The 22512-nt window shown below is 35.4% G+C and carries 19 protein-coding genes and 1 pseudogene; 9 read left to right on the forward strand and 11 right to left on the reverse strand.

Features of this window, described 5'->3' with window-relative positions; all coding sequences use genetic code 11:
- Positions 1–2812 (reverse strand): annotated as a pseudogene (locus tag IRZ99_RS19865) (hypothetical protein); the annotation flags it as partial.
- 355 nt (positions 2813–3167) lie between these two features.
- Between IRZ99_RS19865 and IRZ99_RS19870 the strand changes: the two are divergent.
- From IRZ99_RS19870 to IRZ99_RS19895, 6 genes are all read left to right on the forward strand, one after another.
- On the forward strand, positions 3168–4514 hold the full coding sequence (locus IRZ99_RS19870) for a regulatory iron-sulfur-containing complex subunit RicT (RefSeq protein ID WP_194659126.1): 1347 nt from the start codon (positions 3168–3170) through the stop codon (positions 4512–4514).
- Complete coding sequence (locus IRZ99_RS19875) at positions 4498–4977, forward strand: gliding motility lipoprotein GldH (RefSeq protein WP_194659128.1); 480 nt, start codon at positions 4498–4500, stop codon at positions 4975–4977. Before IRZ99_RS19870 ends, IRZ99_RS19875 begins: the two co-directional genes overlap by 17 nt.
- 10 nt (positions 4978–4987) lie before the next feature.
- A complete protein-coding gene (locus IRZ99_RS19880) occupies positions 4988–7294 on the forward strand; it encodes a penicillin-binding protein 1A (RefSeq protein ID WP_194659133.1) in 2307 nt (768 codons plus the stop codon).
- A gap of 172 nt (positions 7295–7466) precedes the next feature.
- Entirely contained in the window at positions 7467–8168 is a 702-nt protein-coding gene (locus IRZ99_RS19885; protein ID WP_194659134.1) for a CoA transferase subunit A, read from the forward strand.
- Positions 8169–8289: 121 nt separating this feature from the next.
- On the forward strand, positions 8290–9177 hold the full coding sequence (gene bla / locus IRZ99_RS19890) for a class A beta-lactamase, subclass A2 (protein ID WP_194659135.1): 888 nt from the start codon (positions 8290–8292) through the stop codon (positions 9175–9177).
- A 125-nt stretch (positions 9178–9302) separates the two neighbouring features.
- Entirely contained in the window at positions 9303–9956 is a 654-nt protein-coding gene (locus IRZ99_RS19895) for a CoA transferase subunit B (protein ID WP_078006684.1), read from the forward strand.
- A 111-nt stretch (positions 9957–10067) separates the two neighbouring features.
- Here IRZ99_RS19895 and IRZ99_RS19900 read toward each other — a convergent pair whose 3' ends face one another.
- Positions 10068–10586 carry a DUF6646 family protein gene (locus tag IRZ99_RS19900; RefSeq protein ID WP_194659136.1) on the reverse strand — a complete coding sequence of 173 codons (519 nt, stop codon included), beginning with the start codon at positions 10584–10586 and terminating at the stop codon, positions 10068–10070.
- A gap of 48 nt (positions 10587–10634) precedes the next feature.
- Positions 10635–11369, reverse strand: a complete 735-nt coding sequence (locus tag IRZ99_RS19905; RefSeq protein WP_194659137.1) for a metallophosphoesterase family protein — start codon at positions 11367–11369, stop codon at positions 10635–10637.
- A gap of 136 nt (positions 11370–11505) precedes the next feature.
- Between IRZ99_RS19905 and dinB the strand changes: the two genes are divergently transcribed.
- Positions 11506–12588, forward strand: a complete 1083-nt coding sequence (gene dinB, locus IRZ99_RS19910) for a DNA polymerase IV (protein ID WP_194659138.1) — start codon at positions 11506–11508, stop codon at positions 12586–12588.
- Positions 12589–12683: 95 nt separating this feature from the next.
- Entirely contained in the window at positions 12684–13181 is a 498-nt protein-coding gene (locus tag IRZ99_RS19915; protein ID WP_194659139.1) for a PAS domain-containing protein, read from the forward strand.
- 147 nt (positions 13182–13328) lie between these two features.
- On the opposite strand, the gene IRZ99_RS19920 is transcribed toward IRZ99_RS19915, so the two are convergent.
- Positions 13329–14933, reverse strand: coding sequence for a fumarate hydratase (locus tag IRZ99_RS19920; protein ID WP_194659140.1), 1605 nt, complete (start codon positions 14931–14933; stop codon positions 13329–13331).
- A gap of 297 nt (positions 14934–15230) precedes the next feature.
- Here IRZ99_RS19920 and tnpA point away from each other — a divergent pair, with 297 nt between their 5' ends.
- Positions 15231–15692, forward strand: a complete 462-nt coding sequence (tnpA, locus tag IRZ99_RS19925; RefSeq protein WP_194659141.1) for an IS200/IS605 family transposase — start codon at positions 15231–15233, stop codon at positions 15690–15692.
- A gap of 130 nt (positions 15693–15822) precedes the next feature.
- Here tnpA and IRZ99_RS19930 read toward each other — a convergent pair whose 3' ends face one another.
- The 7 genes from IRZ99_RS19930 to IRZ99_RS19960 all read right to left on the reverse strand — a co-directional run bounded on the left by IRZ99_RS19930 (position 15823) and on the right by IRZ99_RS19960 (position 22469).
- Positions 15823–17262, reverse strand: a complete 1440-nt coding sequence (locus IRZ99_RS19930; RefSeq protein WP_194659142.1) for a nucleoside recognition domain-containing protein — start codon at positions 17260–17262, stop codon at positions 15823–15825.
- Positions 17263–17553: 291 nt separating this feature from the next.
- Entirely contained in the window at positions 17554–18627 is a 1074-nt protein-coding gene (locus IRZ99_RS19935) for a winged helix DNA-binding domain-containing protein (protein ID WP_194659143.1), read from the reverse strand.
- Between the two features lie 74 nt (positions 18628–18701).
- Positions 18702–19415 carry a 3'-5' exonuclease gene (locus IRZ99_RS19940; RefSeq protein ID WP_194659144.1) on the reverse strand — a complete coding sequence of 238 codons (714 nt, stop codon included), beginning with the start codon at positions 19413–19415 and terminating at the stop codon, positions 18702–18704.
- A 94-nt stretch (positions 19416–19509) separates the two neighbouring features.
- Complete coding sequence (locus tag IRZ99_RS19945) at positions 19510–19986, reverse strand: methylated-DNA--[protein]-cysteine S-methyltransferase (RefSeq protein WP_194659145.1); 477 nt, start codon at positions 19984–19986, stop codon at positions 19510–19512.
- A 168-nt stretch (positions 19987–20154) separates the two neighbouring features.
- Positions 20155–21000, reverse strand: coding sequence for an SDR family NAD(P)-dependent oxidoreductase (locus tag IRZ99_RS19950; RefSeq protein WP_194659146.1), 846 nt, complete (start codon positions 20998–21000; stop codon positions 20155–20157).
- A 132-nt stretch (positions 21001–21132) separates the two neighbouring features.
- Complete coding sequence (locus tag IRZ99_RS19955) at positions 21133–21582, reverse strand: GNAT family N-acetyltransferase (protein WP_194659147.1); 450 nt, start codon at positions 21580–21582, stop codon at positions 21133–21135.
- The gene (locus tag IRZ99_RS19960) at positions 21567–22469 is read right to left on the reverse strand and encodes a LysR family transcriptional regulator (protein ID WP_194659148.1); all 903 of its coding nucleotides are present in this window, start codon (positions 22467–22469) and stop codon (positions 21567–21569) included. The genes IRZ99_RS19955 and IRZ99_RS19960 overlap by 16 nt, the downstream gene beginning before the upstream one ends.
- Positions 22470–22512: the final 43 nt, after the last annotated feature.

The raw sequence follows: 22512 nt of genomic DNA on the forward strand, positions 1-22512 counted from the left end.
CTGTAGTTATAACATCCGCAGGTTTACTTCCAACAGTCAGGTTCAATACCTGATCTGCGGTACATCCGTCATTGCTGATTCTGATTCCGTTTTGCGATGCAGAATATGAAATGCCGTTTGCAGGCCATGTATAATTCTGTTCAGAACAGATTGTTTGAGTTGTGATAATATCAGCCGGTTTAGGAGCTACATTCAGATTCAAAACCTGATCCGCAGTGCATCCATCATTGCTGATTCTGAGTCCATTTTGCGATGTTGTATAAGTAACATTATCAATCCATTTATAAGATTCTCCTGCACAGATTGATTTTGTTGTTATAACATCAGCTGGTTTAGGAGTTACAGTCAGATTCAAAACCAGATCTGCGGTGCATCCGTCATTGTTGATTCTAAGTCCTGTCTGTGATGTAGTATATACAATTCCGTTTGCTGGCCATGTGTAAGTCTGTCCTGAACATATTGTTTGCGTTGTGATACTATCAGCCGGTTTAGGAGTTACAGTCAGATTCAAAACCTGATCTGCCATACATCCGTTATTGCTAATTCTAAGTCCTGTCTGTGATGTAGTGTATACAATTCCGTTTGCCGGCCATGTGTAATTCTGACCGGAACATATTGATGATGTTGTGATTATATCATTGGCCTTTGTTATCACGGTTATTTTTCCTGTCGCGACATTATTTCCACATTCACCAATTATAGGAATGCTGTAGTTAAAAGTACCTGATTGAGTTGGTATTCCACTAATTGTAATTAAATTCGATGCCCAAGTCGGGGTTACTCCAGAAGGTAAACCTGTTGGTATCCCTATGCCTGTTGAATTTGCAGTATTGTGTGTAATAGAAACTAAGTCGGTATTGATACAGGCAGTTGGTGATGACGAGGCTGGTCCAGCATTGGCGTATTCTTCTATAGTAAAAGACACAGGAAATCTTGGTGCGTTTGTTTCATCGCCAACATAATAAATAGTAGTACCTGGGGTATTTGTATTTGCTAAACCCGAGTTCGTTACTCCAACTGGATTAAAAGTTGGCCCCCAGCCAATAGGCGTACCACCAGAAGCTGATGTATACCAATAATTTAAAGGAGTCAGTAAAAACTGACCTCCCGGTGGCGGAGTAACTGTCCAGGAATAGTCTCCAGAATAAACCCCTATATCATTATAAGCCCAAAGTGTTGAAATCAGTGTGTATTTAACTCCACTTTGTAAGTAAACGGTTAATCTCGGTTCTGTAAAACGACCGTCAAAATCATCATCTCCTATTATCCATGTACCCCCCGCATTACATTTTCCAGGTACAAAATTACCAGAATAAATGTATGCCATGCCATCATAATCATTACTGTCGGTCATTTTAAGTACATAGATCCCAGATCGAGTGACAGAAAATTCAGTTGCTGTATAATTTCTTGAAGCATTTGTAGAGAAAGAACAGTTTGCGGTATTAACTAAAAAACCATTAACTAAATCATTAGGGATAAAAGCTTTAGGATCTGTTTGAGAATTCCAATGGCCAGAAAAGGCAGTTGTCGTTCTTGGGATGGAAGGCTCTATTACTAGCGAACCAGTACCTCCAGGACATATATCAACTCCTGTAATTTTAATGGAATTATATATGATAGTGGCAACAGTTGATGTTTTACCGAAAGTATCATTAAAAGTGTAATTTATTTGTACAGGTCCTTCAATTGTATTATTTAAAGGAATAAATGTGACTTTTCCTGTCACTGAATCATAGGTAAGTGTTCCTTTTCCTACAACTGTGATAGAATTTTGTATACCTATTGAATCTAAGTCCAGGTCTACTGATGTTTTATCTAAAGTCGCAGGTGCGTTTATTGTTCCATTGTCATTAGCAGTTATGTCTCCAGAAGTTGCTGGCACGCCCACAATTCCTGAAAAAGAATCGGGATTTGCAATGGGTTGATATAAAGAGGAAACATTTAAATTACGTATTTCATGAAAATTGGTATATAATCCCGTTGAAGCTGTAATGGCAAATCTTAAATTGGCTGGAGCTACTGTTGTATAAGCATAATTATCAATTATTAAACTTTTAGTATTCCCGTGAGTTAGATAAACTGACACAAAAAAACCTCCTCCAGGTCGCGGTTTTAAAAGTATATCAATTTTTCTGAAGCCTGCTTTACTAGGGTCAGTGGCTGTTCTGTCATTTCCGGCTATATCAAAATAAAAAGGTGATGATTGTGTTTTTGCACCTGTTAAATAGGGATACCCTAAAGTTCCATTACCTTTACCTCTTAAAACAATAGCACTTTCCATGCTTCCTGGGCCTCCTGTTCTGCCTTCAGCATTAGATGAAAAATTACCATATTCATCAATTCCAATACCTAAATATCCATTTGTAAAACCATTTTGTCCATTGGCTTGTGCATATCCTAAAGAACCGCCAAATTCTCCCGGTAAAGGCGTAGGTGTATTTTCATCAAATAAAATAAAAGCGATTCCATCACCGCCATTTCCGCTGTGTATATAATATTCAAATGATGCACTAATTTCTTTTGCTGAAGAAAAAGGTATTGTTGACCATAAAATTGCTTTTTGAGTTGTATTTGTATTGGTTAATCTTAGATAGCCGTTTGCATTTAAATCGTTGTACCCATCTCTTGTTCCAAAACCTCCAGTTAAAAAAGCTGAGGGGGCTCCGTCCATATGAAGTGAAGACGGAATACTGTTGTATTTAAAACTTTCAATAAAATTTTGAGCATTTATCTTTGTGAATGGAAAAAATAAAAAGGAAAGGGAAATAAGATAATAAGAAATAAATTTCTTGAAAGTAAAATTTGGCATAGACATTTAATTTATTGGCAGTGAAATTTTAATTGCAACGAAAACATATTGAGTTGATCAAAATGTTAATTTGTTTATATGATAAATCTGTGAGTGGAAAGTTTTCAATTAAGAATGATTGATTCGCAAAAGTCAGCTGTAATTCAACTTTTGGGCGGACATATAAGACGAAATGATAATAGAATAAGACAAATTTGAAGGAACCAGAAAAAGCTTTTGTTTAAAAAACAACCTCAATGTTTATTTAACAAGCATTTAGTTTTAATGGATAAAAAGCAAACTAAAAAAAATACTATCTTTACCGATTAAACGTTTATGAACTTAAGTTGCTTTTTGCAACACTACATATATAATTATGGCATGTACAAGTTGTTCAACCTCAGATGGTGGCGCACCAAAAGGTTGTAAAAATAATGGGACTTGCGGCACCGATAGCTGCAATAAATTGACGGTTTTTGATTGGCTTTCGAATATGAGCCCATCTAACGGAGAGGCAATTTTTGATTGTGTTGAGGTTCGTTTCAAAAACGGCCGCAAGGAATTTTTTAGAAATTCAGAGAAATTAATTTTAAGTATTGGTGATATTGTAGCGACTGTTGCATCGCCAGGACATGATATTGGAATTGTAACTTTGACAGGAGAATTGGTAAAAATTCAAATGAAGAAGAAGGGTGTAAACCACGAAAGCAATGAAGTTCCAAAAATTTACAGAAAAGCATCTCAAAAAGACATTGATATTTGGTCTGTAGCGCGTGATCGTGAAGAACCAATGAAAGTTCGTGCGCGTGAATTAGCAATTCAGCATAAATTGGAAATGAAAATTTCTGATATTGAATTTCAGGGAGACGGATCGAAAGCGACTTTTTATTATACCGCAAACGACAGAGTCGATTTTAGACTTTTGATTAAAGATTTTGCTAAAGAATTTAGTACAAGAGTCGAAATGAAGCAAGTTGGTTTCCGTCAGGAAGCAGCTCGTTTAGGCGGAATTGGTTCTTGCGGACGTGAACTTTGCTGTTCAACCTGGTTGACTGATTTTAGAAGTGTCAATACATCAGCAGCACGTTATCAGCAGCTTTCTTTGAATCCTCAAAAATTAGCCGGACAATGCGGAAAATTAAAGTGTTGCTTAAATTATGAGCTTGACACTTACATGGATGCATTAAAAGATTTTCCGGATTACGACACTAAATTAGTAACCGAAAAAGGAGATGCAATCTGTCAAAAACAAGATATCTTTAAAGGATTAATGTGGTTTGCTTACACCAATAATTTCGCAAACTGGCACGTTTTGAAAATTGATCAGGTAAAAGAAATTATTGCTGAAAATAAACAAAAAAACAAAGTTTCTTCATTGGAAGATTTTGCTATTGAAGTGGTTTCAGAACCTGAAAAAGACTTTAATAACGCTATGGGTCAAGAGAGTTTGACTCGTTTTGATCAGCCGAAGAAAAAGAAAAAACCAAATCGCAAACGCAAACCAAATGCTGAAGGTGAAACTGTTGCAGCTCCTACACCAAATAAACCTCAACAAGGAAATAATAATAACAATAATAATAAACCAGCTGGTGGTAATCCAAATAAATCGAATAAACCGCACAACAAGCAAAATCAGTCGAACAAGCCAAATAATTCGAATGACAATAAGCCAGCTGAGCCAAGAAAACCTATAATTATTACTAAAAATGAGAATAAAAAGTAGCGGAATTCTTCTTTTGGTAGCAATTCTTCTTTTTTCTTGTGATAAGAAAAGAGTATTTGATGAGTACAAATCTGTTGGAAGTGCCTGGCACAAAGACAGCGTTGTAACTTTTGATTTGCCCGTTTTAGATTCCACCAAAAAATACAATTTATTTGTAAATTTGAGAGACAATAACAATTATCCATTCAATAATTTGTTTTTAATTGTATCTCTTGAAATGCCAAATGGTTTTACAAAAGTTGATACGTTAGAATATCAAATGGCAAATCCTGACGGAACTTTATTAGGAAACGGTTTTACAGATATTAAAGAAAGTAAACTGTATTATAGAGAGGGCGTTAAGTTTAGAGGAAAATACAAAGTACACATCAAACAAGCGGTGAGACAATCTGGAAAAATTCCGGGCGTTCAGGAGTTAGATGGTATTACAGACGTAGGTTTTAGAATAGAACAAAAAGATTAGAAAAATAGTTATGGCTGCTAAAAAAAACAATCAATCAAATAGCGTTAAAGATATTAATTACTATAAAAAGAAGTTCTGGCGGGTTTTTGCTTACACTTTGCTTGGAATTTTAGCTTTCTTTTTATTTGCCTCGTGGGGATTATTCGGTTCAATGCCTTCTTTTGAAGATTTGGAAAATCCGGATTCTAATTTGGCCACCGAAATTATCTCGTCAGATGGGGTAGTTCTTGGTAAGTACTTTAAAACCAACAGATCTCAGCTTAAATATTCTGATTTGCCAAAAAATTTGGTAGAAGCATTAGTCGCTACTGAAGATGCACGTTTTTATGAACATTCAGGAATTGACGGGCGCGGTACTTTAAGAGCTGTTTTTACTTTAGGAACCAACGGTGGAGCGAGTACATTAACGCAGCAGTTAGCAAAACAATTGTTCCACGGAGAAGGATCCAAATTCCTTCCTTTCAGAATTGTGCAAAAAATAAAGGAATGGATTATTGCCATTCGTCTGGAAAGACAATATACTAAAAACGAAATCCTCGCAATGTATTGCAATGTTTATGATTTCGGAAATTATTCGGTTGGAGTTAGTTCTGCAGCGCAGACCTATTTTTCTAAAGAACCAAAAGATTTAACAGTGGACGAATCGGCTATTTTAGTCGGAATGTTCAAGAATTCAGGTTTGTATAATCCAGTTCGTAACCCACAAGGCGTAAAAAATCGTCGTAATGTAGTATTAGGGCAAATGGAAAAAGCCAAAATGATCACTACTGCTGAGAAGGAGAGATTACAGGCCTTACCAATTACCTTAAAATTCAAATTAGAAAGTCACCGTGAAGGAACGGCTACTTATTTCAGAGAATACCTTCGTGATTACATGAAAAAATGGGTTGCTGAAAACAAAAAGCCAGACGGATCTGATTACGACATCTATAAAGATGGATTGAAAATCTATACCACAATCGATTCGAGAATGCAGTCTTATGCTGAAGAAGCGGTTACTGAACACATGAAAAATTTACAACAACAATTTTTCATCGATCAGAAAGACAATAAAAATGCACCTTTCGTAAATATCACTCAGGCAGAAACAGATAAGCTTATGATGCAGGCGATGAAAAATTCTACGCGTTGGGCTATCATGAAAGATATGGATAAAAGCGAAGATGAAATCATCGCTTCCTTCAAGGTAAAAACACAAATGCGTATTTTCACATGGAAAGGGGAACGCGATACCATTATGACACCAACGGATTCTATTCGTTATTACAAACACTTTTTGCAATCTGGTTTAATGGCAATGGAGCCTCAAACCGGAAACATCAAAGCATGGGTTGGAGGTATTAATTATAAATACTTTCAATACGATCACGTTGGGCAGGGAGCAAGACAAGTTGGTTCTACTTTTAAACCATTTGTTTATGCAACTGCGATCGAACAATTAAATATGTCCCCTTGTGATTCAATTTTAGACGGACCATTTGTGATTCGCAAAGGGCGTCATCACGTAACAGAAGATTGGGAGCCAAGAAACTCAAACCATACCTACCGCGGGATGGTAACTTTAAAACAAGCTTTAGCCGGCTCCATCAATACCGTTTCAGCAAAATTAATTGACAGAACTGGTCCTGAAGCTGTTGTAGAATTGACACAAAAATTAGGAGTAAAAACAGAAATTCCGGTGCAGCCTTCAATTGCGTTAGGAGCTGTTGATATTACAGTTGAAGACATGGTTGCGGCTTACAGTACATTTGCAAACCAGGGAGTTTATGTAAAACCTCAGTTTTTAAGCCGAATTGAGAATAAAAGCGGAGAGGTTATTTACGAACCAATTCCGGAATCGCATGATGTTTTAAATAAAGATATTGCCTTTGCAGTAATCAAATTATTGGAGGGAGTTACTGAAACTGGTTCTGGGGCGCGTTTGCGTACAGAAGGCGGAGGAAGCGGAGACAACCGTTGGACAGGATATCCATATATGTTTAGAAACCCAATTGCGGGTAAAACAGGAACAACACAAAATCAGTCAGACGGTTGGTTTATGGGTATGGTTCCGAATTTAGTAACCGGAGTTTGGGTTGGATGTGAAGATCGTTCAGCACGTTTCAAAAGTTTAACTTATGGTCAGGGAGCTACAGCGGCATTGCCGGTTTGGGCTTATTTTATGAAACTTTGTTATAAAGATGAAGCCCTTCAGATTTCTAAATCCGAATTTGAGCGTCCGGCAAATCTTTCTATAAAAGTCGATTGTTACAGCAGACCAGCAGTTGTGAAAGATACTACTGCTACAGAACAAAATACAGACGAATTCGAATTGTAAATTCAGTCTCTTTAAATAAAAAAAATATCCTTTTGTAGCTTCTGAAATTCAGAAGAATACAAAGGGATATTTTTTTTGGATTCAGTTGACTTTATTTTTTACGAAATCGTTATAAATTAATCGAAAAATCTTATTTTTATCAAAAATATTACGGTAATAAAGACAGTTTGTTATGATAACAAAAAAAGTAAATAATGTTCAGGAGGCGATAGAAGGAATTGAAAGCAGTATGACCATCATGTTTGGAGGCTTCGGATTATGTGGAATTCCTGAAAACACAATTGCTGCCTTAGTAAATACTACTATTTCAGATTTAACTTGTATCTCTAATAACGCAGGTGTTGATGATTTTGGTTTAGGATTGCTTTTGCAAAAGAAACAGATCAAAAAAATGATTTCATCCTATGTTGGTGAAAATGCAGAGTTTGAACGCCAGATGCTTTCGGGAGAATTGGAAGTTGAATTAACGCCGCAAGGAACTTTGGCAGAGCGTTGTCGTGCGGCACAAGCCGGAATTCCAGCTTTCTTCACCCCGGCAGGTTACGGAACCGAAGTTGCAGAAGGAAAAGAAGTACGCGAATTCAACGGAAAAATGCATATCATGGAACAAGCTTTCAAAGCTGACTTTGCGATTGTAAAAGCATGGAAAGGTGATGAAGCCGGAAATCTTATTTTTAAAGGAACCGCCAGAAACTTCAATGCGTGTATGGCCGGAGCAGGAAAAATTACCATTGCTGAGGTGGAAGAATTAGTTCCCGTAGGGACTTTAGATCCAAATCAAATTCATATTCCAGGGATCATGGTACAACGTATTTTCCAGGGAGAAAAATTTGAAAAGAGAATTGAGCAGCGAACCGTTAGACAGAGAGCATAATTAGATAATTGAGATAATTAGTCAATTAGATAATGAACTAGATTGCGTAAAGAGAAGCATTATCTAATTATCAAATTTTCTAATTGGCACATTAACAAAAGGCCTTATAAAAAATAAAATAATGAATCGAATTTCTGTACTTCTAATTTCCTTTCTCTCGTTTCAGGCTTTTTCACAAACGACATTAGATCTTAGACAACAATTAAATCAGATTATTGCAACTAAGAATGCTACAGTTGGGATTTCTATTAAAAGTATTGAAGATAAAGATACTTTGAGTATTAATGGAAATTTGAAAGCACCCATGATGAGTGTTTTTAAATTCCATATTGCTTTAACTGTTTTGAACCAGGTTGATCAAGGAAAGCTTTCATTGGATCAAAAGATCTTTATTAAGAAGAAGGATTTACACGAAAATACTTGGAGTCCAATGAGGGAAGATTATCCGGAAGGAAATATAGATTTAACATTGGACAAATTGTTACGATATACGGTTTCACATAGTGACAATAACGGTTGTGACATATTGATCGATTTAGTTGGAGGTACAAAAGTCGTTCAGAAGTTTATAAACAAACAAGGAATTAAAGATTTCGTGATCAAGGTCAATGAAAAGCAAATGGAAAGCTGGAAAAACCTTTATGTAAATACAACAACTCCATTGGCAACAACGGAATTATTGGAGAAATTCTATAAAGGCGAAGTTCTAAAAGAAAATACAACCCAGTATTTATATCAGATAATGGTAGAAACTTCAAGAGGACTTACCTGGATGAAAGCCGGTCTTCCGGAAGGAACAGAACTGGCACACAGAACTGGAATTTCGGGAACAAACGATAATAATTTGAGAGTTGCAATGAATGATATCGGAATTGTAAAACTTCCAAATGGAAAACATTTTATTCTTTCAGTTTATTTAAAAGAGATTACAGAAAGCCAACAAGATACAGAGAAAATAATTGCAGACATTGCAAGAACAACCTGGGATTATTTTACAAGAAAAAATTAGATAATTAGATAATTAGATAATTAGAAAATGTGATAATTAGATAATTATTTAGATTCCGTACAGTATGGTATTATCTAATTATCTAATTTCCAATTGGCACATTTAATAAAAGACACATTGAATTTATGTTAACAAAAGAAGATATTGCAAAACGTATTGCAAAAGAAGTAAAAGACCGGTATTTCGTTAATCTTGGAATTGGAATTCCGACTTTGGTTGCGAATTATGTGCGTGAAGATATCGCGGTTGAATTTCAAAGTGAAAACGGAGTTCTTGGTATGGGACCTTTTCCGTTTGCCGGAGAAGAAGATGCTGATATTATCAACGCTGGAAAACAAACAATTACAACACTTCCGGGAGCGAGTTTCTTTGATTCGGCCTTTAGTTTCGGAATGATTCGAAGCCAAAAAGTAGATTTAACGATTTTGGGAGCTATGGAAGTTTCAGAAAACGGAGATATCGCCAACTGGAAAATTCCGGGGAAAATGGTAAAAGGAATGGGAGGAGCAATGGATTTGGTGGCTTCCGCCGAAAATATAATCGTGGCGATGATGCACGTTAATAAGGCAGGAGAATCAAAAATACTTAAAAAATGTACTTTGCCATTAACAGGTGTAGGTTGCGTTAAAAAGGTTGTGACTGAACTTGCAGTTCTCGAAGTAACAGAAAAAGGTTTTAAGCTCTTAGAAAGAGCACCAGGAGTATCTGTCGAACATATCATTGCCTCAACTGAAGCAGATTTAATTATTGAAGGTGAAATTCCGGAAATGGCAATTTAAAATTAGCCAAAACGCAAAGAAAGTATAATCAAGCAATAACCAAAAAAAACCGTCCTATTGGACGGTTTTTTTTATATGAACTTTGTGTCCTTGCGACTTTGTGGTAGTAGTTTATTGCAAATTAAAAGAAGCACCTAAGCTAAAAGTTGCCTGATTATTTAAATGACCAAAAATACCATCTCTAGCATATTTTGCAATTGGAAAACCAATTTCCGTATAGACACCAAATCCATCAGTAAAGAAATAGCGACCACCTACATGTCCTCCAAAATTATGTGTTCCTATACTTAATCCAGGATAGATATCTAATTGCTCTACTCCAATCACACTGCTTAAGTTAGCATTAATTCTTGCTTTTGCGTCAAAACGATGAGCAAAATCAGGTTTTTGTTCATAATATTGATTACCATTATACTGTCCATATCCATCTACACTCAATAGATAATTCGCAACAAAACCAAAAGAGAAATTTTCTCCTAAACCAAAATCAACAGAACCCTGAATTCCTGAACCACCATCTTGTAGATTGGCACCAACGTTAACTCTAACATCACCTTTTCCTGTAAAAGCTTGTTGCGCTTGCGTTAAACCGAATGATACTAAAAACAAAAATGTAATAACTTTTTTCATAAACTTAAATATTAATTATTTCGGATTGCAAATTTAATTTTTTATAGATTAATTCCTACCTTTTTCATTAGAATACAATTCATTTAAGGGATCACTTTGCCAGAATTCTTTAGTGTCAACATTCATAATAGTTAATGGGCCTTTAAAAGCTGCTCCTGTATCAACATTCCAGACACATGCCTTGTTAACCGGAATTGTTTGTCCAATTCGGGTTACCGGAGTGTGCCCAATAAATATTTCTTTGTAAACAGTAAAGCGTTTAGGGTAATAAGGATCTTCCGGTTTCAGGTTTGGGTCTAACGAAAGTGCCGTCTCCCAAAGGGTTCTGTCCCAATAAAATAATTTTGGGAAATATTCCCAGACAACACCATTCAAATTGGTAAAACCTGCATGAACAAATAATCGATTTTGGTCATCATGGTAATAATCCTGTAAAGATTCTAAGAAAACAATATGTTCTTTTTTTCTTTCTTCTGAGAGTTTAGCATAGCCTTCAACAGTGGCTTTACCGCCATGTTTGTACCACATTTCTTCATCAAATTCTTCATGCCTGTTCTCAAGCCAATCCAATGCCAGCTGATCATGATTTCCTCTGATGCAAATGCAGTTTTGCTTGCTTTTCAGGTCAATCAAATATTCAATAACTTCTGCTGATTGACTCCATCCATCAACATAATCGCCTAAAAAAATTAGAGTATCTTCAGTAGTAACTTCGGCTTTTTTCAACACTTGCTCAAGTGCGAGTAATCCTCCGTGTATGTCGCCTATAACAAATGTTCGCATTTTATTTTATTTCGAGTAGTATACAAAAATAAAGAAAATGATTTGTTTGCGATCATTTAGTTGTTAATCTTTAAATGAGTTTATTTTTATGATTTTTTGCATCTCATTTTCAAGCTTTCCTGTTTAAATTTGTAATATGTCTGAAACACCTACATATCGTAAAATTATTCATATTGATATGGATGCTTTTTATGCTTCTGTAGAGCAAATGGACAATCCTGGTTTAAGAGGAAAACCTGTTGCTGTAGGCGGTTCAGAGAATAGAGGAGTAGTTTCGGCGGCAAGTTATGAGGCGCGCAAATTTGGCGTTCGAAGTGCTATAAGCGGCGTTTTAGCTAAAAAATATTGTCCTGAAATAATTTTTGTACGTCCGAGATTTGATCGATACAGAGAAATTTCAAGTAAAATCCATAAAATTTTTCACGAATATACAGATTTGGTCGAGCCGCTTTCGCTAGACGAGGCTTATCTTGATGTAACTCAGAATAAAAAAGGAAACCCAAGTGCGAGTTTGTTAGCGCAGGAAATTCGGTTGAGAATTCTAAATGAAGTTGGATTAACAGCTTCGGCTGGAATTTCTGTTAATAAATTCGTAGCGAAAATTGCCAGCGATATCAACAAACCAAACGGGCAGAAAACTGTAAATCCAGAAGAGATTTTATCTTTTCTGGAAGAATTGCCTATTCGGAAGTTTTATGGCGTTGGAAAAGTAACTACCGAGAAAATGTACCAATTAGGAATTTTTACCGGAGCCGATTTAAAAACAAAGTCAGAAGATTTCCTTGAAAAACACTTCGGGAAATCAGGTGCTTTTTATTACAAAGTGGTTCGCGGAATCCATAATAGTGAAGTAAAATCATATCGGGTTACAAAATCGGTAGCCGCAGAACATACTTTTGATGTCAATTTATCTTCAGAGATTTTTATGTTGGAGCAACTGGAAAGAATTGCCACTTCACTGGAAAAACGATTAAAAAAACACAATATTTCAGGGAAAACAGTTACGCTGAAAATCAAATACAGTGATTTTACACAGCAAACACGTAGCAAAACATTACCTTATTTTATTTCTGATAAAAGTTTGATCCTTGAAACAGTTGAAGAACTATTGTATCAGGAAAAAATGAAAGATTCTGTTCGGTTGCTCGGAATCTCTTTAAACAATTTAAATACGGAAGAGAAGAAAGCAGTTGTTGTTCAGCTAAAGTTTACTTTTTGATGAACAAATTAACGTTAAAAACTTAAAAACGTATCTTTTATGATGAATTTTCTCTCTATCTTTACTATAGAAAATTTTTCTATACCGTTTCGAAAATGAAAAATACTAAAGAAGAAATCACGCATCGGAATAGTGTTCCCATTTTATCCTGGGATTTTCACTATGAATATCTAAATGAATTACGGGCAATTTTTGCTGATTTGAAAAAAGTAGATAAAATTTCAAATCGCTTTAAATGGAATGCTAAAAATCTGGAAATTAAAGACCGAATTTTAGATGAAGTGATTTTGGTTACGGATGCGAATTTAAAAATCGTTTTTGCTTCCAACGGAATAAAAAAAATGACGGGCTATACAGAAAGCGAAATCATCGGTAAATCCCCAAAGATGTTTCAGGGGCCAAAAACGTCTGAAATTGTCTTAAATGAGATAAAAATAGCTATTCAATCACAAGTTCCGTTTGAAAAAACTTTAGAGAATTATAAAAAAGATGGAGAAATCTATAAATGCAAAATAAATAGCGTACCTATTTTTAATTTAAAAGGAGAGCTTTCTCACTTTATAGCTTTTGAAAGTGTAGATAAAAGTGCTTGATACTTAACCGCAAAGAACGCTAAGGTCTACGCAAGGTTCGCAAAGTTTTTGTAAAGATGAACACGTCAGGAATATAAGCAAAACCGCCTGATTAAGGCGGTTTTTTTATCTTAGAACCTTAGCATCTTAGTGCCTCAGTACCTTAGCTTATAGATTTTCAAAGAAATCATTTCCTTTATCATCCGTAATAATAAACGCAGGGAAATCTTTAACAGTGATTTTACGAACAGCTTCCATTCCTAATTCTTCAAAGTCAACAACTTCAACTTTTAAAATATTATCCTGAGCTAAAATAGCCGCCGGACCTCCAATAGAACCCAAATAGAATCCACCATATTTGTTACAGGCATCTGTAACTTGTTTGGTACGGTTACCTTTTGCCAACATAATCATACTTCCACCATGTTTTTGGAATTCATCTACATAAACATCCATACGTCCTGCCGTTGTTGGTCCAAAACTTCCTGAAGCCATTCCTTCCGGAGTTTTTGCCGGGCCAGCGTAATAAACTGGGTGATTTTTAAAGTATTCTGGCATAGGTTGACCCGCTTCCAGCATTTCCATAATTTTTGCGTGAGCGATGTCACGGGCAACAATTACGGTTCCGCTTAGTTTTAAACGGGTTTTTATTGGGTACTGAGATAGTTTTGCCAACATATCTTTCATCGGCATATTTAAGTCAATTTCAACCGGAGCTTCTAAATGCGGAGCTGTTTCCGGTAAAAATTGTTTTGGATTTACTTCTAATTGCTCAACGTAAATTCCATCTTTTGTGATTTTTCCTTTGATATTCCTATCTGCAGAACAAGAAACTCCCAATCCAACTGGACAAGAAGCAGCGTGACGCGGCAAACGGATTACACGAACATCATGCGTGAAATATTTTCCTCCAAACTGTGCACCAATCGCGCTTTCCTGGCAAATTTGCTGTACTTTTTGTTCCCACTCATGATCACGAAAAGCCTGACCAGCCATGTTTCCTGTAGTTGGTAAATTGTCGTAATATCCAGCAGATGCCTTTTTAACGGCGCTTAAGTTCGCTTCCGCAGAAGTTCCGCCAATTACCAAAGCCAAATGGTATGGAGGACAAGCCGAAGTTCCTAAATCTTTGATTTTTGCACGAACAAAAGCGTCCATAGCTTTTTCATTCAATAAGGATTTAGTCTGCTGATATAAATACGTTTTATTAGCAGATCCGCCACCTTTTGCCATAAATAAAAATTCATATGCATTTCCTTTTTTAGCATAAATATCAATTTGCGCCGGAAGATTCGAACCTGAATTCTTCTCTTCAAACATCGAAATCGGAACAATTTGAGAATAACGTAAATTTCTTTTTTGATAGGTATTGAAGATTCCTCTGCTCAACCATTCTGCATCATCAACACCCGTAAAAATGCTTTCGCCTTTTTTGGCCATTACGATTGCAGTTCCGGTATCCTGGCAGCTTGGCAACTGACCTTCAGCCGCAACCGTAGCATTTTGAAGTAAATTGTAAGCCACAAAACGATCGTTATCTGTAGCTTCCGGATCATCCAGAATGTTTCTTAGTTTTTGCAAATGACTCGTTCTCAACATGAACGAAACATCTGTTAAAGCTTCTTCAGCTAATAATTCTAATCCTTTTGGGTCAACAGTAAGAACTTCACGTTCTCCAAATTTTTCAACTTTTACAAAATCAGAAGTAATTTTGCGATATTGTGTATCATCCTTTAAAATTGGATAAGGGTCTTGGTATATAAAATCAATCATTTCTTTGTTTTTGACAAAGTTAAAAATTATTTCTCTAAGAAAGAATTTGAATTAGGGGTGTTTTGTGTGCATTAATTTATAACGAAAAATTAAAAACGTATTACATCTAAACTGGACTGAAGTCCAGCTCTACAAAATAGATGATTCCTCTGGAATTTTTAGGAAGAGCCATCGGCTCTAAATATATTGTAGGGCTGGACTTCAGTCCAGTTTAAATTAAGATTGGTTTGCTTTAAAATTTGTAGGATAATTAGTATTTTGGTCCTAATTTTTAATTTTATAAAAACATACACAATAATGGCCAATACCTATCACCAAGTTTATATTCAGGCAGTTTTTGCAGTGAAGAATAGAGGAGCATTAATTACTGATGACTGTAAAACTCAAATATTAAGCGTAATTGGAAATTCTATAAATGAAACAGGTTGTAAAACAATAATAGTAAACGGTACGGAAGACCATGTTCATTGTCTTTTGGCCCTCAAACCAACAATTTCTATTTCGGACTTAATGAGAATAGTTAAAGGAAAATCGTCAAGATTTATCAATGACCATCAATTGACAAGAAATAAATTTGAATGGCAGGAAGGATACGGTGTTTTTTCATACAGTAAATCACACATTGATGTTGTATATAAATACATTGTCAATCAAGAAGAACACCATAAAAAACAAAATTTTAGAAATGAATATTTATCTCTTTTAGATAAATACAATGTTAAATATGACGAAAGATATGTTTTTGAAAATTTAATATAATACCATTTTAAACTGGACTGAAGTCCAGCTCTACAAAATAGATGATTCCTCTGGAATTTTTAGGAAGAGCCATCGGCTCTAAATATATTGTAGGGCTGGACTTCAGTCCAGTTATTTTATATGCGAAAAATTAAAAAAACCAGCTAGCCACAAAAATTGCTGTAATTACACAAATGACATCAACCAAAAGCATTGTTCCTAAAGCATAGCGGGTATTTTTGATATTTACAGAGCCAAAGTAAACTGCAATCACATAAAAAGTACTTTCAGCACTGCATTGAAAAATACTACTCAATCTTCCTGTTAAAGAATCAGCGCCAAAAGTATTCATCGAGTCAATCAAAAATCCTCTTGATCCTGCTGAGCTAAAAGGTCTAAGCATGGCAACTGGCAAAGCATCGGTAATTTGTTTGTTGACACCCATATTCGAGAAAACAAATGCAATTCCATCACTGATAATTTCAAATAAACCGCTGTTTCTAAATAATGAAATTGCCACTAACATCCCTAAAACATATGGGAAAATGGTAACTCCTGTTTTAACACCATTATTTGCTCCTACTACGAATGAGTCAAAAACCGTGGTGTTTGCATCGGTGAATTTCTTTTCATGTATGAAGGAGAAAATCAAAGTAGCAACAACTATAAACATTAAGATTAGTGCAGAAAGATTAGTGGTAAAGTAGTTTTTACCAATCAGGTCTAAATGGTTTACATACATTAACAAACCAATAATCGCGGCAATTAATACCATCAAACCAATAACAAGAGAAGCACTTTTGAAATTAATCTTTTGTTTGATTCCGACAATTAAAAAAGCAGCAATTGTACCAATAAACGAAGTAATAATGCACGGAAGCATAACATCTGCCGGATTACTTGCACCAGCTGCGGCGCGATAACCGATAATTGAAGTTGCAATTAAGGTTAAACCTGAAGCATGCAGACACATAAACATAATCTGCGCGTCACTTGCTTTGTCTTTGTCGGGGTTTATTTCTTGTAAACTTTCCATTGCTTTAAGACCAAACGGAGTTGCAGCCGAATCTAATCCTAAGAAATTCGCGGCAAAGTTTAACGTCATATACGAGATAGAAGGGTGGTTTTTTGGGATACTCGGAAACACTTTTACAAAAACCGGACTCAATACTTTGGCTAATTTTCCGGAAACTCCTGAAATGATTAAAAGTTCCATTAATCCACAGAAAAAGGCTAAATAAGCCATTAAGGGTAAAATTAAATCGAGTAAAGTAGTTTTACAGGTTGGTAATAAACCATCAGATTTTTGAACACCGCTGAAAATTTTTACGGTTTTGTTTTTATAAACGTAAGTGGTGTCAGCATTTAGCGTATCACGATTAATAATCATGGTTTGATCCGGCGCTTTTTTGATACTGTCCTTGATGAAAGCAGGAAGTTGTTCAGCGTATTTTTCGGAAATAAGAATTGGATCGTCTTTTTTGCCATTCAGAACATAATCAATGGTATACGTGTTGGCAGTAAATAAACTGAATATAACAAAGATAATCGACGAAATAAAAATAGTTAACCAAAATCTACTTAATACCATAGCACTGTTTTTTTTGTAAATGTAATTATTTAGCAATAAAATGCACAAAGATTTTAATTTTGAAACAGGAAGAATTTAAGGGGAATTGTAATCTTTTCGTCTGTTAGTTTGATTTACATTTGTATTTTGATCAAGAAGCTGTTACTTCTAAGAAGCTAAAGTCTTGGTAATATTGAGTTTTTATAAATATTGCACTCCTATTTCGAGATTTTCCCACCCTCACATGGTGAAATATTTATAGTAAGCGATGTTTTGATTTGTAATAGGGTTTCCGTAGTGCTTTAAAGTATTTTATTCTATAATAATTTTGGTCTCCAAATAGTTTTCAAAAGCCTTAATACCTTCAAACAGAACTGCTTTTTTATGATTTTCGGTTTCATTAAAAAATTGTGTTTCTATTTTGGCGTGGTCTTTTGCGATGGTTCTTTTCCAGGTCCCAATGACTTTACTGTTTTCTAGAATTACAGGCTTAAAAATGCCGTTGTTGGTAAATGCTTTCGATTGATGTTCTAGTAAAATGGAAGCTTCTCTGGTTTTATACGAAATCAGAATTTCATCAAATGCCGGGAGAAAATGTACGCTTTCGCGGAAGCTGTTTTCATCAGAAGTATCAGTTCTAAACCAATAAATCTGACCATTAATTTCAACAGAACTCAATTGCAACCTAATTGCGTTAATGATATTTTGACAAATTGTTGGAGGAAAACCAGACCACCACGAAAAGTCAAGAAGTGAGGCAGGGCCGTGACTTACGAAATATTTGAGGGCTAGTTTTGCAAGACCTTCTTCTTTGGTTAATTTTGTTTTTGGTTTAGAAACGCGTTCTTCAAGTAGAGCATAAGTGATTTGTTTTCCTTTCATTCTTCCGTTGCACACCAAACCATCCAACTCTGCATTCATCATTATTGCCGCACTTAAAAAATCGGCAGAAGAAGTTTTTTTAACGCCGAGTTCCTGCATGATTTCATCACGAGTCAAATGATTGTTTCCGGAAAGCAGTTTTTCGATTTTAGAATTGGTTTGATTGAGTTTTTTGACATCATAGTCATATTTTTTAGCGGCAGAAGCGGTAAATCTTTTGACCTGAGGAGCCGATAGATCCAACATCCAATAAATATCATCAGCAGAAACAAAATGCCAGGTTGGTCGAAGAATGTGAGTTCGGATAATTTGAGCAGAATTTATAGCTTCTTCAATGGCTGCCTCAGTAGCATCACATCGCGAACCAATCGCCCATTTGGCCATCGAATAGTCCTGAGCCTGCATTGCACCCAAATGCTTTACAATTTCCTGAGGAGTAATTGAACTTGTTTTGTACAATTTTTGTGAAACAAGACGATGATGTGAAATTTCCTGATAAGTCATTTTCTATACCTTTTAGCTAATAGTCGAAAACCTTTGTAACTCTGTGTCTTTGCAACTTTGAACCTTCAAAAAAATCATACGTGAATAATCTCCTCCTCAATCAATAAATCTTCACGTCTCAAACGAAGAAAAATCTGTGCAACCGCAATTGTATCCTTTTCGCAATACGTTACAATTCGGTCAATATCCTTCTCGACATAAAAAACATGGGCAACCTGACTTCCGTCTATATCGCCTTTTGGAGAAGGAACTCCCAAAATTTTAGTCAGTAATTTTAAAGAAGTGAAATGTTTGTAATCGCCAAATTTCCATAATTCTAAAGTATCTAAATGCGGAATCTCCCAAGGTTTTTTCCCGAATAAATTCAGTTTGTCCGGAATGGCAATTTGGTTTATAATCATTCTTCTGGCAATAAACGGAATATCGAATTCCTTTGCATTATGTCCGCATAAAAGATGATAAGGCTGATTAAAATGATTGTTCAGCAGATTATTAAAGTCTTTCAGAATCTTCTTTTCATCTCCAAAAAAGGAAGTAACTCTAAAATTCCGAATATCACCTTTGATTGTAAAATACCCAACCGAAATACAAACAATTTTTCCGAATTCTGCCCAAATTCCAGCGCGATCGTAAAATTCTTCCGGAGTAAAATCATCTTTGCGTTGATATTGCGTTTTATGATCCCAAAGCGCTTGCATTTCCGCGTCAAGCGAATTGAAATTCTCTTCTTCCGGAACGGTTTCTATATCGAGAAATAAGATGTTGTTGAGGTTTACTTTTTCAATCATTATTTTTGGGACTTCTTAGCTATTAGATTATAAGACTTCTTAGATTTATAAAAGTACAAAAAACGACCTTAATATAAGAATTAACTTATGTTTTTTAAAACAAACTCTGCTGTGTACTTGGGTTTTCATGCTCAAGCAACCATTTTTTTCGTGACAAACCTCCAGCGTAACCAGTTAAAGATCCGTTTGTACCAATAACACGATGACAGGGAACAACAATCCAGAGTGGATTTTTTCCATTTGCCGATGCAACTGCACGAATCGCTTTTATATCGCCCAGTTTTTTGGTTTGGTCCATGTAGCTTATGGTTTTTCCGTATGGAATTTCTAATAAAGCTTTCCACACTTTTTGCTGAAACTCGGTTCCTTTTGGATTTAGTTTGAGATCAAAATCGGTTCTTTTTCCTTCAAAATATTCTACAAGTTGTGAAGCAGCCTCTTTTAAAACCTCCGGAATTTCTGGGGAAACTTCATTTGACCCAGGATCTGAAACGGAGATTACAGCAATACCGTTTTCATCTCCAATGATTTTGGTGATTCCTAAAGGCGAGTTGATATAAGCTGTTTCCATGATTTTTACCGCAAAGGCGCTAAGGTTTTACGCAAAGTTCGCAAAGTTTTTTTGTTTCACCATATAAGTTATGTAAGTAAATTTAAGCTTCTCTGATATTGGAAGTTCATAAAAGCTTTAGGAGAAGTTTCTAAGTTTATTTAAATGAACTTATATTGCTTATATGGTTTAATATTCGTCCAATTTGAATTGGTAATTTAGAATGTTTTCAATTTTTTCACTTGAAATAATCTTTTTAATGTTCGATTTCTCCGAGCTGAATTTCGGTAAAATTAGGTTCTGTTCTTTTGCTTTTTGAGTATAATAATTTTCTCTTGATGGATGAAAAGGCGCTACGGCATTGAAAACTTCATTCCATTTTGATTGAAGAATTATTTCTTCGATGATATTGATACAATCATTTTGATGAATTAAATTAATTGGCGCATCAGGATTTTCAAGGTTTTCTTTTCCGGCAAGAAACTTTACAGGATGACGATCTTCGCCAATTAATCCTCCAAAACGCAGAATGGTAGTTTCGAAGTTTTGATTTTTCTGCAAAATGGATTCTGATAAAGCCAATTGTTTACCGCTTTCAGTTTCTGGATTTGGGATTGTTTCTTCCGTGATCAAATCGTTTTGATCTCCATAAACAGAAGTTGAACTCACAAAAAGCACTTTTTTGATAGTTGATTTCGCTATAAACGGAATCAGATTTTCGATTTTCTCTACAAAAAACTTTCTTGTAGAATCTGGAGCATCAGCATTATTTCCTCTTAATTTGGGCGGAATATCAATAATTAGAATTTCGCTTTCGGCTAAAAAATCATTTATACCTTTTGAAATACTTTCGCTTTCAAGTGTTTCTTCGACTCCGCTCAGAATGACAAGAAATGGATTTATTCCGTTGTCTTTCAAAATAGAAAGTTTATGTTCAGAAGTTGTAGATCCGTTAACCAAATTTCCTTTTTCTATTAATTTTTTTGCTAGAGGCAAACCCAGCCAGCCACAGCCTAAAATACTTATTTTCTTCATTTTCTTTAAAGGTGCAAAGGTTCGGAGTTGCAAAGGTACAAAGGTTTGTCAATGCCAAAATCTTAAAAAACTTAATAAAGCCTTTTTCTTTGCGACTCTGCGACTTTGCGAGACTAAATTAAGCGTGCAGCATTACAAATCCAGAAAAAAGCAAATTTTGTCTTTTCCTTTAGCACCAATTCGGTTGTAGAATTTTATGGCTCTTTCGTTGAATTGAGGTGTTCGCCACTGCATGTTGACGCAGTTTTTGGCTTTTCCGATTTCTTTTAATTGGTTGATTAAAACTTCTCCAATGCCATAATTTCTGGCTTCTTCTTCCAAAAACAAACAATCCATATAAATAAAATCGCCGGCACTCCAGGTGGAGTAATTGAAATTATAAGAAGCGTAACCTACAATGTCATTTTCAGTGGCAACAACCAAACAAAATAATTTCGGATTTTCACTGAATAAGGCGTCTTTTAAACCTTCTTCTTTTCCCGTCTGATCATAATCGGATTTTTCAAATTCGGTATGTTTTTGGCATAAAATGACCAATTTTGGTAAATCGGCTATTTCGCAATTTCTTATTGTATATTCCATTGCAGGTTCATTTCGGTTTGTAAAAAGGTTATAAAATGATGGAAATAGGCTGGATATTCCTGATTGTCTCTTATGGCGATAAAATGCTTTCGTTTTAAGCCATTTTTTCCAATTTTGATGGCTTTGATTGGGTTGTTCTTTAAATGTGGTAATAAAGCCCATTTTGCCATCGACATGACGCCCATATCAGCCTTTACCATTTCAAGGGATGCTTCTGTCAATGGCAATGCGGTAATCTTCTTCGGAGTTACTTTGGCTGGAGCCAAAATAAACTGATGAATCGTAACGGTTTCCATCGGAAGGGAATGAATCAAAAGATGTTCGCTGACAAAATCTTCGGCAACAACGTATTTTTTATTCGCCCAGGCATGGTTTTCAGAAACCGCCATGACAACTTCATCCTGAAAAAGTTCCAGATACTTAATGTTATTGTCATTGATCTGATCACTGATGATAGCGATATCAATTATGTTTTCTAATAATTTTTGTAACGGAATATGTGTGGCTTCGGTCACAATTTTCAAATCTACATTCGGATACAACAAATGAAATTGTTTCATTACCGACGGAAGCCAGTGATAACTTGAGAAACACTCTGTGCTAATTCGGATTTCGCCATATTCTCCAAAAACCATTTGTTTGATCTGAGTTTGGGTTTGCGAAAGTTTGTCGAGAATTTCGTTGGCCAATTCGTAGATTTTCTCTCCGGCTTTTGTCAAAACCAATTTTTTATTTGTTCTCAGGAAAATGGCAGTTCCCAATTGATATTCAGCTTCTTTAAGCTGATGACTCAAGGCCGATTGTGTCAAATGCAATTTGTCTATCGCTTTGGTAATGCTTCCTTCTTCGACAATTGCTTTTATCAATCTTAAGTGACGTATTTCCATTTTTTTGAGAATTTATACAAAGAAACAAAATTTTAGAACGGGT

Source organism: Flavobacterium sp. LC2016-12 (assembly GCF_015351595.1).
Taxonomy (GTDB): domain Bacteria; phylum Bacteroidota; class Bacteroidia; order Flavobacteriales; family Flavobacteriaceae; genus Flavobacterium.